Raw genomic sequence first — 14,758 nt, 5'->3', positions numbered from 1 at the left:
TCCATGAGAAGTCGCCAATGGGCGGCTTCTTTTTGGCCTTTCACAGCCCTTAATTATCAATTAATGCACTTAATTCTGCTTGAAAAACTTTTTGATTCTTCTGATTAAAAGTATTCAGCAGCACGGTAACAATCCCATTACCTTTTCGTCGGGGCTTTAGTCCAATAACTTCTGCAATGACATGAAGTTCATCATCCGGAAAGACCGGCTTCAGAAATTGAATGTTATTCATTCCGGTTCCTGCCACGACATGTTCTCCATAGACCCCGACCTCAATCCATAATTTAAAAGAGATATTCATCGTTTGCATGCCAGAAGCAATGATGCTGCCAAAGCGGCCTTGCTTGGCCTTCTCCTCATCCAAATGCATGTACTGTGGATCATAGATCGTGGCAAACTCCATAATATCGTTCTTGGACAATGCCAAGGATGTGGTTTCGTAGCGCTGACCTATTACATATTCACTGAATCTCATGAAGGCACCTCGGTTTCTTTAATATGTTTATCGTAGTCGATGTCTTGGAAAGAGACATGACTGGACTGACGTGTTAAAATGCTAGTGAACAGTCCGGTATGTTTTGCTGTGTTACCGACATAATGAAATAAACAGATGAAACTGTCTTTGAGGAGTATATATGATGATAACGATTAAAGATGTAGCCAAGATGGCGGGAGTAGCCAGTTCAACCGTATCTTGTGTACTCAACGATAAAGGGAATGTAAGTGAGCCAACAAGACTCCGAGTACTTGAGGGAGCGAGCCAACTTAATTACGCTAGGCATGGTCCTGCATCTGAATTAAAACGAAATAGTACACAAACCATTGGTATTATTGTCCATGACATGTCCAGTCCGTATTTTTCCGATTTGGTGAATGGAATAGAAACCGTCGTCATGAGTCATGGATACGATATGATCGTTTGTAGTTCGTTGGGTGGAGAGAAATCAACAGCCCATCGTTACATCCGAGAAAGAAGAATTGATGGAGCTATTGTTATCGCTCAGAATATTCAAGATCAATTGCTGATTGAAGCATCTGAAGCCGGATTTCCAATTGTTGTTATGGATCGGGATCTGGATGCTCAACATATTGTAAAGGTTTTGATGAGTGATAAGCAAGGCGGATACCTGGCAACCCGTTATCTGATCGATAAAGGCCACCGGACAATAGCATATATCAGTGGTCCGTCACAATCGGAATGTAATCTCCATCGTTATCAGGGTTATTTGAAAGCCTTGAAGGAGGCAGGCATTGAAGAGAATCCCGAGTGGAAAATTGGCGGACAATACATGAAGCAAGATGGCTACATTGCAGCCAAGAAACTGCTTGAAGGAGAGTTGCCCTCCGCGGTTTTCTTTGCAAATGATGAAATGGCGATCGGCGGCATGGAAGCTTTCAGAGAGCATGATATTTCAATTCCCGAGCAGTTATCCGTGATCGGCTTTGACAATATACCTGCATCACAGTACATGAATCCACCACTAACCACCTTTCGTCAGCCAAAGAGGGATGCAGGTCAGCTTGCAGGTCATGTTCTCTTTCAATTGCTGAATGGAGAGGTAGTTGAGACGTTGTATACACTGGACATCCAATGCGTGGAACGCGATTCTGTTCGGCTCCTCAACCTGAGTTGAGGAGTTTTTTTTATTCTATAGAATTTTAAATACTTGAAAAGAAAGGAGAGTAGCCATGAATGCATAATATAAAGACGAGGAGTTTATTTTTTGGGAATAGATGGAGGGTGATACGATGGGCGTACCTACGTTTCTGGAGACAGGTCATATGCAAGAAGGTTTTCCCATTCGGGTAATTCACACAGGAAATCAATTCAATTATGCCGCACACTGGCATGATGAGGTTGAACTGATTCTTGTCAATGGTAAGAGCGCCAGAATTGGCGTGAACGACCACGTTTGTGAGTTGGAAAAAGGGGATGTGCTGCTGATCAAACCAGGGGATGTGCACTGCTTTTTTCCAGGGACTGAACAGCTAACCATTATCTTGTTCCGACTCGAATTGTTAACGGGAAGTTTCACGACCGAAGCTGAAATTCAGGATCTCGGACAACTTTTTAACAAAACAACAGTTATTCCCTCAAATACGGGGAGTCAGAGCAAACTGGCTCATTATATAGATGTCATCATTACCGAGAAGAAAAACCAGAAGCCGGGATATCGATGGTTAATGGTATCCAGATTATATGATCTCATCATACTTTTACTACGTACCATCGTACCGGTTACCACCGATGAATCAACATCTTCAGGATGGCCCTGTACTTCCTCCAAAAAATTTGAATTCCTTGAATCAGTTTGTGAATATCTGGAGGAGCACTATGCTGAACCAATCAAGCTGGAACAGGTGGCGGAACATCTTAAGTTCAGCAAGTTCCATGTCTGTAAGCTGTTCAAAGAGATCAAGGGCGTAACATTGATGGAATACTTGAATCATTTTCGAATTATCAAATCAGAGTGGGCCTTATTGTTCCGTCAGGATACCATTCTGGAGATTGCAATCGGTCATGGTTTCAACAATGTAAACTCCTATAACCGTCTTTTCAAAAAATATAATGACTGCACACCCTCCGAATTTCGTAAAAAACACCGTACGAATATCACAAAATATGGAGGGTAATGCACAATATTTGTGGAGAAAGCCCTCTCCAAAATCAATATACTCTAATAAATTGTAAGCGTTTCCTTTTTGAAGGAGGGGGCCTATGAAGAAGTGGTTTAAGCCAACTATTGTATTTGTATGTGCAGCTCTGTTGTTAGCTGGTTGTCAGTTCAGTCCATCCAATCAAAGCAAGCAACAGGAGATTACCGTGTGGAGTTTTACGGATGAAGCAGAATATGCCATCGAGAAATTCGAGCAGCAATATCCTGACATCAAAGTGAACTTTGTCAACATCCCCGGTAACTTCTATATCACCAAGCTGAAATCTGCGCTACAGACGACCTCGAAGGCTCCGGATGTATTTATGATTGAAAATGCGAATATTCGAGAACTGATTGACGTTCCATATCTGGAGAATCTATCAGCTTCGCCGTATAACGCCAATGAACTTATTCAGGAACAATATGCTTTTGTGCAGGCCAATGAAAAGGACAGTGAAGGAAATGTCAGAGCGATAGGTTACCAGGGAACACCAGGAGGCATCTATTATCGTCGGGATTTGGCGAAGGAATACTTGGGTACCGATGATCCTGAGAAGGTGGGTTCACAGATCGATACATGGGAGAAGATTTTCGAGATTGGAGAGAAGGTGCAGCAACTTAGCGGGAATAAAGTACATGCATTGGCGAATTGGAATGCGATATCGAATTCATATGATGGTATACCTTGGGTGAAGGAAGGCAAACTTGTCATCGACCCAACCTACTTGAAAGTACTCGATCTTGTACGTGAAGCACGTGAGCGGAAAGTACTTGCCGAGTATGATGATGGAAGTGCCGGTTACGCTGCATCCATGCAAAAAGGAGAGGTCATGTTCTATCCCGGGGCAACCTGGGCCCTGCAATTTACGTTCAAGGCAAATGCCCCGGATACCGAAGGCTTGTGGGGATTGGCACAGGGACCGTCAGCGTTTAGTGCAGGCGGAACTTATATAGGGATGTATAGTAAAAGTGACAAAAAAGATCTCGCCTGGAAGTTTATCGAGTTCTATAACTTTAACCATGATTTTCTGTCGGAGCTCGCGAAAGAGCAGGATTATTTCACGAGCAACATGGTTGTGAATGATGGACTTGCTCCGTCTCTCTCATCGTCCTATCTGGGAGGACAGAAGCATTTCGAATTTTTCTCGGAGGCTGCGAAACGGGTTCCTGTATACGAACGCACCAAATATGATGCGATTATTAACAACGATATCTACAAGAATGTACTCCAGTTGTATCTCAATAAGGACATTCAGACCAAGGAAGAAGTCGTAAAGCGAATCAAACGTGATGTCACCTTGAGATTTCCGGAGCTGGAAGTGGAATAGCTTAGGACGGTCTGAAAACCTTCCTTCGGAGTTTTCAGACACGCCCTCGAAGTAAGCGATGGTTATACACATCACACATCCGATGATAACTGGGGGGATAGAACATGTTTGCCAAAACGATTCGCAAGGACCATTACGGCTACTATTTCATTGCTCCGTTCTTTATTATTTTCACCATTTTTGGGCTTTATCCCATTTTATATTCGCTCTATATCAGTTTCACCAACTTTGATGGCATCACGACGCCTGACTTTGTAGGGATCGGTAACTACGTGGCTGTACTACAAGATCCGTTGTTCTACAAAACCTTGTTTAATACATTATTTATCTGGGGCGTATCTGTCGTTCCGCAGCTGACGATCTCCCTGGTGTTGGCCTTTATCCTGAATGATAAGCTACTCAGAGGACGGGATTTTTTCAGAGCCGTATACTTTTTCCCGAATATCGTAACGGCTGCATCACTCGGGTTACTTGTCAGCCTGATCTTTGACTGGCAATCCGGAGGACTGAATCATTTTTTGGTGCAAACTGGCATCATACAAGATCCAATTAACTGGAAAAATGATCCCTGGTTTATGCGTCTGATTGTGTCCTCGATTCTCTTTTTCCAATACTTTGGCTATTCCATGGTCATCTACCTCGCAGGTCTTCAGGGGATCGATCCGTCGTTATTGGAGGCTGCGCAGATGGATGGAGCGAAAAAGAAACATATTTTCATTCATATCATCGTGCCAATGCTCCGTCCAATTATTCTGTTTCAGATGATTACCTCCATTATTGGTGGCATTCAGATTTTTGATCAACCATTTACATTAACCAATGGCAATGGTGGTCCTGACCGGGCAGCCATGACAAGCATTATGTATCTCTATAATGTCGCATTTCAGAGCACTCGTTTTGGTTACGGCGCTGCAATCGCATTTTGTCTGTTTATTATCATCATACTGTTGTCCGTTGCATCCTTCATCATGACCAAGCGGAAGAGCCGTTCATAGGGAGGGGAGTTCTCATGCAAACTGCAAAATCAGTTGAACAACCAAATGCAGCGATTCAGCAATATGCCACCACAAGGCGACTGACGGCAGGCAAGATCATCATCTATCTGTTATTGATTGGTCTTGCCGTGCTGTGCATTATTCCATTTTATCTGATGCTCATTTATTCAACACATAACAATGCAACGATTGCTTCAACATTCACCTTTCTTCCCGGATCATTTTTGGTGGATAATTATATGAACATGGTATCGAAAATCAACATTTGGCGTGGGTTTGCCAACAGTATTTTCATTGCAGGATCATCAACTGTATTATCTCTGTATATTGGTGCTTTGACCGCATACGGTTTTGCCAAATTCAAATTCAAAGGGCGCAACTGGTTGTTCCTGTTTCTATTAGCAACCATGATGGTGCCGGGTCAGCTGGCCCTGATTGGGGTATATCGCCTATTCAGTATGTTGGGGCTTCTGGACAGCTATGCCGCGATTATTTTGCCGGCTGCGGCTAACGCGTTTAATGTATTCTTTATCAAACAGTTCATGGAGAGCAGTATCCCGGATGAGATTATTGAATCTGCACGTGTGGACAGTGCCGGTGAGTTCCGGACGTTCAATCAGATTGTATTGCCTATTCTGGGTCCGGCCATCTCAGCCCTTGGCATCTTCACGTTTATTGGTTCGTGGAATAATTTTCTAACACCGCTTGTACTGTTTTTCTCCCTGGATAAATATCCACTTCCAGTACTGGTTGCGTTAGTGCAGGGTTACTATGGGATGGACTATGGGCTCTTATACTTGGGTGTAGCAATCTCCATCCTGCCGATTATTGTTGTATTCTCTGTATTTTCCAAACAGATTATTGGAAGTGTTGCTTTGGGTGCTGTGAAAGGATAATGACAAATTGCATAATGGAATATCAGGAAGATGCAAAGGGTCCTTTATTCTGATTATATTCTTCAGGGTCGCTCAAGAGGGCGGCTCTTTTTGCTATTCACTATTTTGCGTATATATCCCAACTTATAAGTAAAGGATACCTTTAACTGAGAATATCTGGACGAGCTTGCGCAGAAAGGGGAGGGCGGTATGGACACATCACCGATAACACAACAGAACCTGCCGTTAACCGGACAGCTTGCTATTGATCAGGAAATGTTAAGCTCCGTTTTTGCAGGTTGCTCGGATGTTGTGTTTCATACATTCCAAACCGCATGCCATACTTCAGCGCTATGCGTATATTGTGTGGGTTTATGCGATACAGAACGGTTGGAGAGACAGGTACTAACGCCTCTTCAGGAGATGGGGATTGAAGCTGCGCAGGTTCCTCTGGCTTCTGTTAAGAGTGTTGAGACAACCACTCAGGCGGTACAGGCGATATTAGAGGGGGAAGCATTATTACTGCTGGAAGGTTCAATGATTGGAACTACATACCCTCTATACAAAGCTGAAAATCGTTCAACCGAGGAACCGTTAGCTGAATCGACCGTGCGCGGTGCACGAGATGGATTCACAGAATCGTTAACGATGAATGTGTCTCTTCTGCGCAAACGTCTTAAGACACCTGCATTGAAGATTCATACACGTAACATGGGAGATCGAACCAACACCAGTATTTCACTTGTATACATGGAGGGAATTATTGACCCCAAGCTGGTAAAAGAAGTGAAGAAACGACTTTCGGATTTAAAGCTTCGTGACGTACTGGAGAGTCAGTACATTGAAGAAGGCATTGTCGATCAGCGGTACTCCCCATTTCCACAGATGATTGCGACGGAGCGTCCGGATGTTGTCGCTTCCAACTTGCTGGAAGGTCGCTTTGCTATTTTTGTGGACGGAACGCCATTCACTCTTATTGCGCCAGTGACCATCTTTTCCATGTTACAATCCCCCGAAGATTATTATCAAAATGTGTTTATGAGTGTTTTTGTACGCTGGCTGCGATACATTTTTTTTGTGTTATCCATGCTGCTCCCATCAGCCTATGTAGCGATTACGACGTTTCATCAGGAGATGATTCCGACCGTATTGCTTCTCAGTATTGCACGGGCGAGAGAAGAGATCCCTTTTCCTGCACTGGTGGAAGCGCTCATTATGGAAATCGCCTTTGAAGCACTGCGGGAGGCTGGCGTCCGATTGCCGAAGCAGGTCGGATCTGCAGTCAGTATCGTGGGAGCTTTGATTATTGGTCAAGCGGCGACGAGTGCCGGAATTGTGTCAGCCCCCATGATTATCATTGTTGCGATTACCGGTATCGCTTCTTTTATGATTCCCCGTTATGCTGCCAGCATCGCGACCCGATTACTGCGTTTTCCTATGATGTTTCTGGCGGGAACGTTAGGACTAACAGGTGTTATGTTGGGAGTCATCCTGGTTGTCATTCATCTGAGCAGCCTTCGTTCCTTCGGAACACCTTATCTGTCACCTGTTGCCCCTACGATGAGCAAGGAACTCAAGGATGTATGGTGGCGGCCAGCACCAAGGAACAAACCGGAATAGGACAATCCATACTCAAGCAATCAAGGGAGAGGGATTACACATGTTAACTGACAAAGGAAAAATATCAGAGACTCAATTGGCATTCATGATCTTTCCTGCCATTCTCGCAACAGCCATCTTGTCTGTTCCTGGAATTACTATGCATTATGCAGGTCATGACATGTGGCTCTCTCCGATTATAGGTTCCCTTATTGGTTTTGCAGCGGTAGCGATCTCTATAGGACTGGATCGCTTGTACCCCGGAAAAACGCTCATTCAATCGAGTGTATCGATTGCGGGGCGTATCTCTGGAAAATTAATAGGATTGGTGTATATCATTTTTTTGCCCCATTTGACGGGCTTGATTATACGGACGTACGGTGAATTCATCGTTAACAATGCACTTCCGCGGACTCCGCTATTCGTTGTAATGGGGACGATGGTTGCGGTGTGTGCGCTTAATGTCAGACTGGGAATCGAAGTGGTTGGACGTACGTCTCAAATCTTTGTGACCCTGCTTATCGTGTTGCTTAGTCTAATCTTCATTCTATTGATTGGGGAACTGAATCCAGCGGAATTATTCCCTTTCATGGAGAACGGACCGTTACCAAGCATTAAAGGAGCCCTTGCTCCTGCTGCATGGTTTAGTGAATACATCGTAATTGCCTTCTTGCTTCCTTATGTCAATCGTAGAAAACGCACAACACGAGTTATGTTGGGTTCCCTTATACTAACGACAACCGCAATGACGGTAATCAATCTGTTTTGCCTGTTTTTAATTGGAGATCTGACGGATAGCTTTGTATATCCGGTTATGATTGCCGCAAGATACATAACCATTGCAGACTTTCTGCAACATATTGAATCCTTGATTATTGCGGTTTGGATTTTTGGAATTTTCGTCAAGATTTCTGTTTTTCTTTATATTTTTGCGACATCCACAGCAGAATGGTTCGGTTTGAAGGATTACAAACCCGTCGTTGTACCGCTTTCGTTTCTATGCATGGTTTATGCCTACTGGGTTGTGTCCGGCGGATCGGGTACATCCAGTCTGATTGGCCCTTCAGCTAATTTGTATACGATCAGCATTTTATTAATCCTTCCGGCTATGATCTACGGTGTCGCATGGCTGAAGAAAGGGTGGGCACATTTTCGAAAGAATCAAGCGAACACCTGATTGATGGGGGAGGAGCACTTGCGAATATACAGAGTACTACTAATGCCAATATTGTGTTGTGTACTTTTAAGTGGATGCTGGGATCGCATTGAGATTAACGATTTGGCTATTGTGCTGGCTACGGGTATAGATTACGAAGATGGCAAAGTGCAACTGACTTCACAGATTTTCATTCCGCGAAAGGCCAGTGCAGGAGATAGCAGTGGGAGCGGAGGCAGTCCAAGCGGGGTTACGATGATTCGAACAGCGGAAGGACTTACAATTGCTGAGGCATTGAATCGATTACAACGTAAGGTTCCCCGGAATATGTTCTGGGGCCACTGCGAAGTCATCATCATTAGTGAGCAAGCCGGTAAACGCGGTATCCGCGAGTACATCGATTTCTTCCTGCGTTATCCCCAGTTTAGGGAGCATGCATATGTCTTTTCCAGCGAAAAGGCGGCTAAAGATATCCTTGCCTTGCTTGATCCTCTGGAGCGAAGTTCTGCTGAATCGCTGCGTGAGATGGCCAATATGAAACTGGGTACACGGATTACGGCGCTAGAACTAGGCAAATCGATTGAAGGTCCTGGTAGCTCTGTCATCTTGTCTCGCATGTTAATCTTACCCCCGGAGCCCGATCAGGATAAACTGACAACCACGCCGTATGTAAAAGGTTTGAGCTTGTATAAGGAGGATCGCTACGTCAAGACGGTCAAAGAACCATTAACTGTAGGTGTATTATTACTTGCAAAAGAACTGAACAACATTATTATGCCTGTTGAATTTAAGCCTTTAAAAGGTTCTTTTTCGATCCAGCCCCTTGAAATCCAAACGGTCTTGAAACCTCGGATTGTAAACCAACAGTGGAGTATGAAGGTCGACATCCAAACCCGGGGAGAAGTGGTGTTAAATACGACGGAGGCCGATCTGACTGATCCTGCTGTGATAACTAAATTGGAACAGGAGTGGTCGGCTAAGCTCACTTCATTGGCACATGATGCTTTAGTCATGTCCCAGAAGGAGCTACGCACTGACTTTTTCAAATTCGCCGTTGAATTCCGCAGATATTATCCGAACCAATGGAAGAAGCAGGAGAAGAACTGGGAAACCATCTATCCTGAATTGGACGTGGAAGTCAAAGTGGATGCACATGTAGTACGTACCGGGAAATCTACAGGCCCGCAGGGGATACCTGATGAGGACGAAAATTGAACAGAGATCGCTCCTGTTATAGAGAATGAGGTGATTGTATGAAAATAGGCTCAATCCTTGGAATTTTGATGCTGGCGGCTGCGATAATGTATGGAGAGTGGAAGAGTAGCAAAGAGAAGCGAGCCAGAATAGTGAGTGCGGGGATTACTGCAGTGGCGACAGTTATTGGGATCATCCTTCTCTTTCAGCCCCGTTTTCCTGGTCCTACTCAGGTTATGAAGCTTGTATTTGGAAGCGTGGATAAATTAATGAAGTGAGAATATGGAAACAGAAGGACCACGTCTTTACGTACCATAGATGAGGTCCTTCTTTTGTTTGAAGTGAGCTGCATCAGCTCAAAGATGTCTATTCTTTGATTACTGAAGCGTTCACGGCATCTTCCATCTTTGTATTGTAGGAACGGAACAGACCCAGACGCCAGAACGCGGCTCCTTTGAGGTCATAACGTTTGGCAAGACCGAGCTTGTCATCTACAGAGGAGGGCGTTTCACTGCTTAGACTGATCCCGAGCAGAAGCTTGCTCTTCGGAACACCGGCCTCTATAGCTAATTGAATCGCCTGATTAACAAGACTATTTGGCTCAGGTACCTGAGATTTGGTGCCAACCGGATTATACTGATAGGCCATAATAATAAGATCATCTGCAATAGAGGCAAGTGTCTTGTAATCATACCCCTTATAAGCACTATTTAGAGGTGGGACCGCTAGTGATAAGGATGTATCCTGGGGCAAGGAACTCTTTAATTGCTTCACGTATACATTGAGCAACTTCTGTTGCTGAGCCGCATCCAGTTTAAAACCGAGTCCTTCAAAATCCAGAACAACTCCACCAAAACCATGCTCTGTGACAGCAGCACTTATGCCTTCAATTGATTTTTGCCGCAACTCAGCGTTACTCAATACTTTGGTCAGTTCGCCGTTTCCATCCAAGGCATACACCATGAGCAACGGTTGGATCTGCTGATTTGCCGCGTCAGCAACGATGGACTGCGGCGTAATATCACCCGAAGCAGCAGGAAGACGGTACTCATCCCCCTGAAGTGTAAACTGACCTTCGCGATCAATGCGGCTCCATCCAAATGCTACAGAATTCATGGAAGGAATAATATCCTTTTCTTGAAAGGATTGCAGTGCATAGAAGGCCCTCAGGTGCATCTCGCGTTGTGGAGATACGAGGGAGACCGTCTTGGTTGCCTGATTCCAGCTTACTTGTACACCGAATTGGTTACTGAATGAACTTAGTGGAATGAGCACGCGTCCCTCCCGCTGAACGGGTGCTGCAGGAAGAGTAACTTTTTTTCCATTTACGGTCGCTGTGGTGCTACCCACTTGAAGCAGTACCTCTGTCGTCTGTCCTTTTACAATGTTCGTAGCTTTTACAGTCTGTGATTTGCTATTCCAGGTAATATCGATCCCAAGGGCTTCCCCAACCGTCCGAAATGGAACATAAGTGACACCCTTATCAACTCGTGGAGCAGCATCAAACTGTAATGGAACATCATCCAATTGAACGGTAATGGCCGGAGCAGCATAGGCTCCACCGATATTTGGGGTACCCCCGATGATAGAGAGAGCAATCACCGTAACCGCAGCAATTTTTCCTGCACGTTTAATAAGCATCGTTTGTTTCCTCCTACTTCTTACATAATAATAGAATCATATTTGATAACAAAATCTAGTAATCTAGCATATGTAGCATAACAAAATTTTCATATGGTTCCAATATAAGAGTCTGAAAACTGCAGGAGAAAGAACAAAATCCCTGTTTTCAATTGAAAGAGAGGGGCCCAAATAACCCCATACCTCTAATGGGAAACAGCTTAGAGGCATGGGGTTATACGTGTTTTTAATCTGAAACAACAAATCCTTCGAAATTCTCAGGTCCGACCCGTGTTGTACCGAGCAGGTTTGTACTGATAAATGCGGTGTAGGTTAATTGGGGCATGAGCGGGGGGTTAAAGTCAGTGGTAGCGAAGACAATCACCTCTGGGTTAAGCAGACCATCTAGACCATAGGTGTGGTTTCCCGAGTACACGATTGGATCGGTTGCGATTGTACCTCGTACAACAGTAATCCTCACTACAAAAAGTGCACGCGGCAATTGCACCGTGATGGTTCCTTTTAATGAAACTCTTAGATTGGTTCCGGCTCCAGCAGTTATGAGACCAATCTGGCCAAATAATTGTGGCGTAAGAATCACTGGAATCGGTATGGAAATGGAATTAAACAAGGCGGCATTCTGTGATGTCCGTGCATCTAGAAATTGCGTCAATGAATATACCTCCTATCTGTTCCAGATAGAATAATATATTCATCATTCAGAATTTCGCATGGACGGTGGGTGCAGGGCTTGAAATATTAAAGACAAACTGACTGCCCAAATCACTGGAATCTTTAAGCCATACCACGCCACCCATGAATTCAGCAAGCTGTTTACAGATGGACAGGCCCAATCCCGTTCCACCATACTTCCCTGAATTACCATGAATCTGAGAGTAGGATTTGAACAACAGATCCTGACAAGCCTGTGGGATGCCGATGCCCGTATCCTGTATTTCGTAGGTTGCATGGAGAAGCCCTTCTGAATCAGCAATTACCTGAGTGAAGATACATACTTCGCCTTTCTCCGTAAATTTAAGCGCGTTCCCAACGAGATTAATGAGAATCTGACGAACTTTGTGCTGGTCGCCCATAAACATCACATGACCATTAATATTGTATTTTGCGTACAAACAAACTCCTTTTTTCTGTGCTTCAGAAGAGAATAATTGTATTACATGATCAACTGTTTCAGTAATACTATAGGGCTTGATCTCCAGAGATATCGCACCAGCTTCTGCTTTGGAATATTCCAGAATTTGATCCATCATCGATAGAAGGCTGGCGCCACTTGACTCAATGACATTAACATATAACGATTGATCCTCACTCAGCCTGGTCGATTGTAACAGATTGGCCATGGCAAGAACACCATTCATTGGCGTCCGGATTTCGTGGCTGAGGACGGCCAGCAGATTTTTCTTTTCTTCAAGTACTTTTGCAGCGGTCTCTTCCGCATGTTTTAACTGTCGCAGCGTGGTCTCCATCTCAAGAAGACTTGTAAAGAATGAAGACAAGGAGAGAAGCAGATCCACGTCTTTTTGTTGATAGCAGTAGAAATCCTGATCAAATGAGCAAAGGGAACCGTAAATTTCTCCGTTCTCATTGTATATAGGCACACCGACAAATGAACAACCGCCCACGAATTTTGTAGCGTCCATATGTTTGGTTAACGGGTGAGTCAGATTATTATTAATTACTAACGGGCCTTGGGTATGTTCTGTCACAAGTGCACAGTATGACTCCGCGTTAGCAACGACTAGCCCTTCACCAAGGATCAGTTTGTTGCGATTATATACGTTCAGAACTTTGGTGGACAGATGATCCAACTGGGCGATACAAAACGTATTTGCTGGAATTAATCTGCTTGCCGTGTCCATGACATTGGCGGCCGAATCATATAATTTATGTGAGACAATAGATAGTACATCAATGAATTCTGTTTTCAACATATTGATATGACTCCTCCTGATTGTAGAAATTCGTTGTGTACTGTATTCAGTATATATGAATCCTAAGAATAAAGCTTGTATGTTTTGACAAGAGGAGATGGAAATGAGAAAATATTATGCTGCAGATTATGAACAATATATAAAGTGGTGGAGGCATATGAATGAATCAGCGTTTTCGAATTACCCGGTCCATGCAAGATAACAATGCGGAACAATCCATCTCCCTGGAAGAGTGCAAACTTTACTTTGAATCGAAGCCCGAATTTACCTATTCACCAGTTCTTCATATTGTCGGAGCAGAGAGCACGATGTCCATTGATGGGGACTTTTTTATGTGGGATCTTCAAGGAACACAAATTGCTTTTCGTTTGTACATGGGCGATATCTATGTGGCCATTTCTAACGAGGCAATTGTCCCCAAAATGATAGAGATTGCAACGGATCTGCGTGCAGATATTGTTGAAGGATAAATAAAAGGCTAAGAATTAGATCTGGATAAAATGGAATCAAACCGTTGTAGTGCGTTTGGATAATCCTGTAAAAATGAGACTAAAGGTTGATTTATATTCCATATGTTAGCTTGTAATATATGGAATATAAATCATTTTACAGGAGAGTGAATGAAGTGAAAAAGACTAAATTAATACTTGTTGTATTCATGAGCATGATTCTCGCCATATCGGTACCTGGGATGGGCTCAAGTTCAAAGGCTTCTGCAGCTACTGAACGTACACCCATTGTATTGGTACACGGACTGACTGGTTCAGATAGCAATTTTACAGCGATTGAGAGTTATTTGCGTAGCCAAGGTTGGACGAGAGATGAACTATTCGCGATTGACCTCCCTAGCAAACAAGGAAACCAATTATTGAACTCCGCAGCCATCAGTCGTTTTGTAGATGATGTACTGCAACAAACAGGTCACACAAAAGTTAACATTGTAGCGCATAGCATGGGTGGAGCAAATAGTCTGTATTACATAATTAATCGTGACGGCGCATCCAAAGTGGACAAATTAATTACCCTGGGTGGGGCTAATCGATTGACCACAACTACAGCTCCGAGTGGAATAAAGGTGACTTCGATCTATTCCACCAGTGATACGATCGTGTCCCCGGCACTGTCCCGGTTGAACGGGGCGAACAACATTTCTGTTTCCCTTGTATCCCATATCGGTCTATTGTTCAATTCACGGGTAAACGCCCTGATCAAAACCGCGTTGAACGAGTAGCTAAATTGGTAATAGTGGCAGGCTTTCATAATATACTGAATGATTGATTTGAACACGACTGACCATTCATGGTTAGTCGTGTTTTTCGTATTATCCGAAATGGCTCGCTGAGGTAAGATACAAAAATAGCTACATCCGTTCTATAATTAGA

15 protein-coding genes are annotated in these 14,758 nt (G+C 43.9%); 11 read left to right on the top strand and 4 right to left on the bottom strand.

Annotated elements, in window-relative coordinates; genetic code table 11:
* Positions 1-49: 49 nt before the first annotated feature.
* Entirely contained in the window at positions 50-475 is a 426-nt protein-coding gene (locus MKY73_RS15855) for a MaoC family dehydratase (RefSeq protein WP_339302550.1), read from the bottom strand.
* A 160-nt stretch (positions 476-635) separates the two neighbouring features.
* Between MKY73_RS15855 and MKY73_RS15850 the strand changes: the two genes are divergently transcribed.
* From MKY73_RS15850 to MKY73_RS15810, 9 genes are all read left to right on the top strand, one after another.
* Positions 636-1,634 carry a LacI family DNA-binding transcriptional regulator gene (locus MKY73_RS15850; RefSeq protein ID WP_339302549.1) on the top strand — a complete coding sequence of 333 codons (999 nt, stop codon included), beginning with the start codon at positions 636-638 and terminating at the stop codon, positions 1,632-1,634.
* 115 nt (positions 1,635-1,749) lie between these two features.
* Complete coding sequence (locus MKY73_RS15845; RefSeq protein ID WP_339302548.1) at positions 1,750-2,634, top strand: AraC family transcriptional regulator; 885 nt, start codon at positions 1,750-1,752, stop codon at positions 2,632-2,634.
* A gap of 85 nt (positions 2,635-2,719) precedes the next feature.
* Positions 2,720-3,985, top strand: a complete 1,266-nt coding sequence (locus tag MKY73_RS15840) for an extracellular solute-binding protein (RefSeq protein WP_339302547.1) — start codon at positions 2,720-2,722, stop codon at positions 3,983-3,985.
* A 104-nt stretch (positions 3,986-4,089) separates the two neighbouring features.
* A complete protein-coding gene (locus MKY73_RS15835; protein WP_339242510.1) occupies positions 4,090-4,980 on the top strand; it encodes a sugar ABC transporter permease in 891 nt (296 codons plus the stop codon).
* Positions 4,981-4,994: 14 nt separating this feature from the next.
* On the top strand, positions 4,995-5,876 hold the full coding sequence (locus MKY73_RS15830; protein ID WP_091016464.1) for a carbohydrate ABC transporter permease: 882 nt from the start codon (positions 4,995-4,997) through the stop codon (positions 5,874-5,876).
* 189 nt (positions 5,877-6,065) lie between these two features.
* Entirely contained in the window at positions 6,066-7,475 is a 1,410-nt protein-coding gene (locus MKY73_RS15825) for a spore germination protein (protein ID WP_339302546.1), read from the top strand.
* Between the two features lie 40 nt (positions 7,476-7,515).
* Positions 7,516-8,631 carry an endospore germination permease gene (locus MKY73_RS15820; protein WP_339302545.1) on the top strand — a complete coding sequence of 372 codons (1,116 nt, stop codon included), beginning with the start codon at positions 7,516-7,518 and terminating at the stop codon, positions 8,629-8,631.
* Positions 8,632-8,649: 18 nt separating this feature from the next.
* Positions 8,650-9,825 (top strand): Ger(x)C family spore germination protein, encoded by a 1,176-nt coding sequence (locus MKY73_RS15815; protein WP_339302544.1) that lies wholly within the window; start codon positions 8,650-8,652, stop codon positions 9,823-9,825.
* 38 nt (positions 9,826-9,863) lie between these two features.
* On the top strand, positions 9,864-10,082 hold the full coding sequence (locus MKY73_RS15810; RefSeq protein WP_339302543.1) for a hypothetical protein: 219 nt from the start codon (positions 9,864-9,866) through the stop codon (positions 10,080-10,082).
* A gap of 88 nt (positions 10,083-10,170) precedes the next feature.
* Here the strand turns inward: MKY73_RS15810 and MKY73_RS15805 are convergent, their stop codons facing one another.
* From MKY73_RS15805 to MKY73_RS15795, 3 genes are all read right to left on the bottom strand, one after another.
* Positions 10,171-11,445: a stalk domain-containing protein gene (locus MKY73_RS15805; RefSeq protein ID WP_339302542.1), complete on the bottom strand. Its 1,275-nt coding sequence runs from the start codon at positions 11,443-11,445 to the stop codon at positions 10,171-10,173.
* Positions 11,446-11,671: 226 nt separating this feature from the next.
* The gene (locus MKY73_RS15800) at positions 11,672-12,097 is read right to left on the bottom strand and encodes a hypothetical protein (RefSeq protein ID WP_339302541.1); all 426 of its coding nucleotides are present in this window, start codon (positions 12,095-12,097) and stop codon (positions 11,672-11,674) included.
* 46 nt (positions 12,098-12,143) lie between these two features.
* The gene (locus MKY73_RS15795) at positions 12,144-13,376 is read right to left on the bottom strand and encodes an ATP-binding protein (RefSeq protein ID WP_339302540.1); all 1,233 of its coding nucleotides are present in this window, start codon (positions 13,374-13,376) and stop codon (positions 12,144-12,146) included.
* Positions 13,377-13,537: 161 nt separating this feature from the next.
* Between MKY73_RS15795 and MKY73_RS15790 the strand changes: the two genes are divergently transcribed.
* Both MKY73_RS15790 and MKY73_RS15785 read left to right on the top strand, forming a co-directional pair.
* Positions 13,538-13,846, top strand: coding sequence for a hypothetical protein (locus MKY73_RS15790; RefSeq protein WP_339302539.1), 309 nt, complete (start codon positions 13,538-13,540; stop codon positions 13,844-13,846).
* A 188-nt stretch (positions 13,847-14,034) separates the two neighbouring features.
* Positions 14,035-14,607 (top strand): alpha/beta fold hydrolase, encoded by a 573-nt coding sequence (locus MKY73_RS15785; RefSeq protein ID WP_339308622.1) that lies wholly within the window; start codon positions 14,035-14,037, stop codon positions 14,605-14,607.
* Positions 14,608-14,758 lie beyond the last annotated feature (151 nt).

This window comes from Paenibacillus sp. FSL R5-0519, assembly GCF_037974275.1.
GTDB lineage: Bacteria > Bacillota > Bacilli > Paenibacillales > Paenibacillaceae > Paenibacillus.
This window is presented reverse-complemented; position numbering and strand designations above follow the sequence as displayed.

What these genes read in the sequence shown, in the direction of transcription:
- MKY73_RS15855 (WP_339302550.1), bottom strand. Translation starts at nt 475, where the DNA reads ATGAGATTCAGTGAATATGTAATAGGTCAGCGCTACGAAACCACATCC.
- MKY73_RS15850 (WP_339302549.1), top strand. Translation starts at nt 636, where the DNA reads ATGATGATAACGATTAAAGATGTAGCCAAGATGGCGGGAGTAGCCAGT.
- MKY73_RS15845 (WP_339302548.1), top strand. Translation starts at nt 1,750, where the DNA reads ATGGGCGTACCTACGTTTCTGGAGACAGGTCATATGCAAGAAGGTTTT.
- MKY73_RS15840 (WP_339302547.1), top strand. Translation starts at nt 2,720, where the DNA reads ATGAAGAAGTGGTTTAAGCCAACTATTGTATTTGTATGTGCAGCTCTG.
- MKY73_RS15835 (WP_339242510.1), top strand. Translation starts at nt 4,090, where the DNA reads ATGTTTGCCAAAACGATTCGCAAGGACCATTACGGCTACTATTTCATT.
- MKY73_RS15830 (WP_091016464.1), top strand. Translation starts at nt 4,995, where the DNA reads ATGCAAACTGCAAAATCAGTTGAACAACCAAATGCAGCGATTCAGCAA.
- MKY73_RS15825 (WP_339302546.1), top strand. Translation starts at nt 6,066, where the DNA reads ATGGACACATCACCGATAACACAACAGAACCTGCCGTTAACCGGACAG.
- MKY73_RS15820 (WP_339302545.1), top strand. Translation starts at nt 7,516, where the DNA reads ATGTTAACTGACAAAGGAAAAATATCAGAGACTCAATTGGCATTCATG.
- MKY73_RS15810 (WP_339302543.1), top strand. Translation starts at nt 9,864, where the DNA reads ATGAAAATAGGCTCAATCCTTGGAATTTTGATGCTGGCGGCTGCGATA.
- MKY73_RS15805 (WP_339302542.1), bottom strand. Translation starts at nt 11,445, where the DNA reads ATGCTTATTAAACGTGCAGGAAAAATTGCTGCGGTTACGGTGATTGCT.
- MKY73_RS15795 (WP_339302540.1), bottom strand. Translation starts at nt 13,376, where the DNA reads ATGTTGAAAACAGAATTCATTGATGTACTATCTATTGTCTCACATAAA.
- MKY73_RS15790 (WP_339302539.1), top strand. Translation starts at nt 13,538, where the DNA reads ATGAATCAGCGTTTTCGAATTACCCGGTCCATGCAAGATAACAATGCG.
- MKY73_RS15785 (WP_339308622.1), top strand. Translation starts at nt 14,035, where the DNA reads ATGAGCATGATTCTCGCCATATCGGTACCTGGGATGGGCTCAAGTTCA.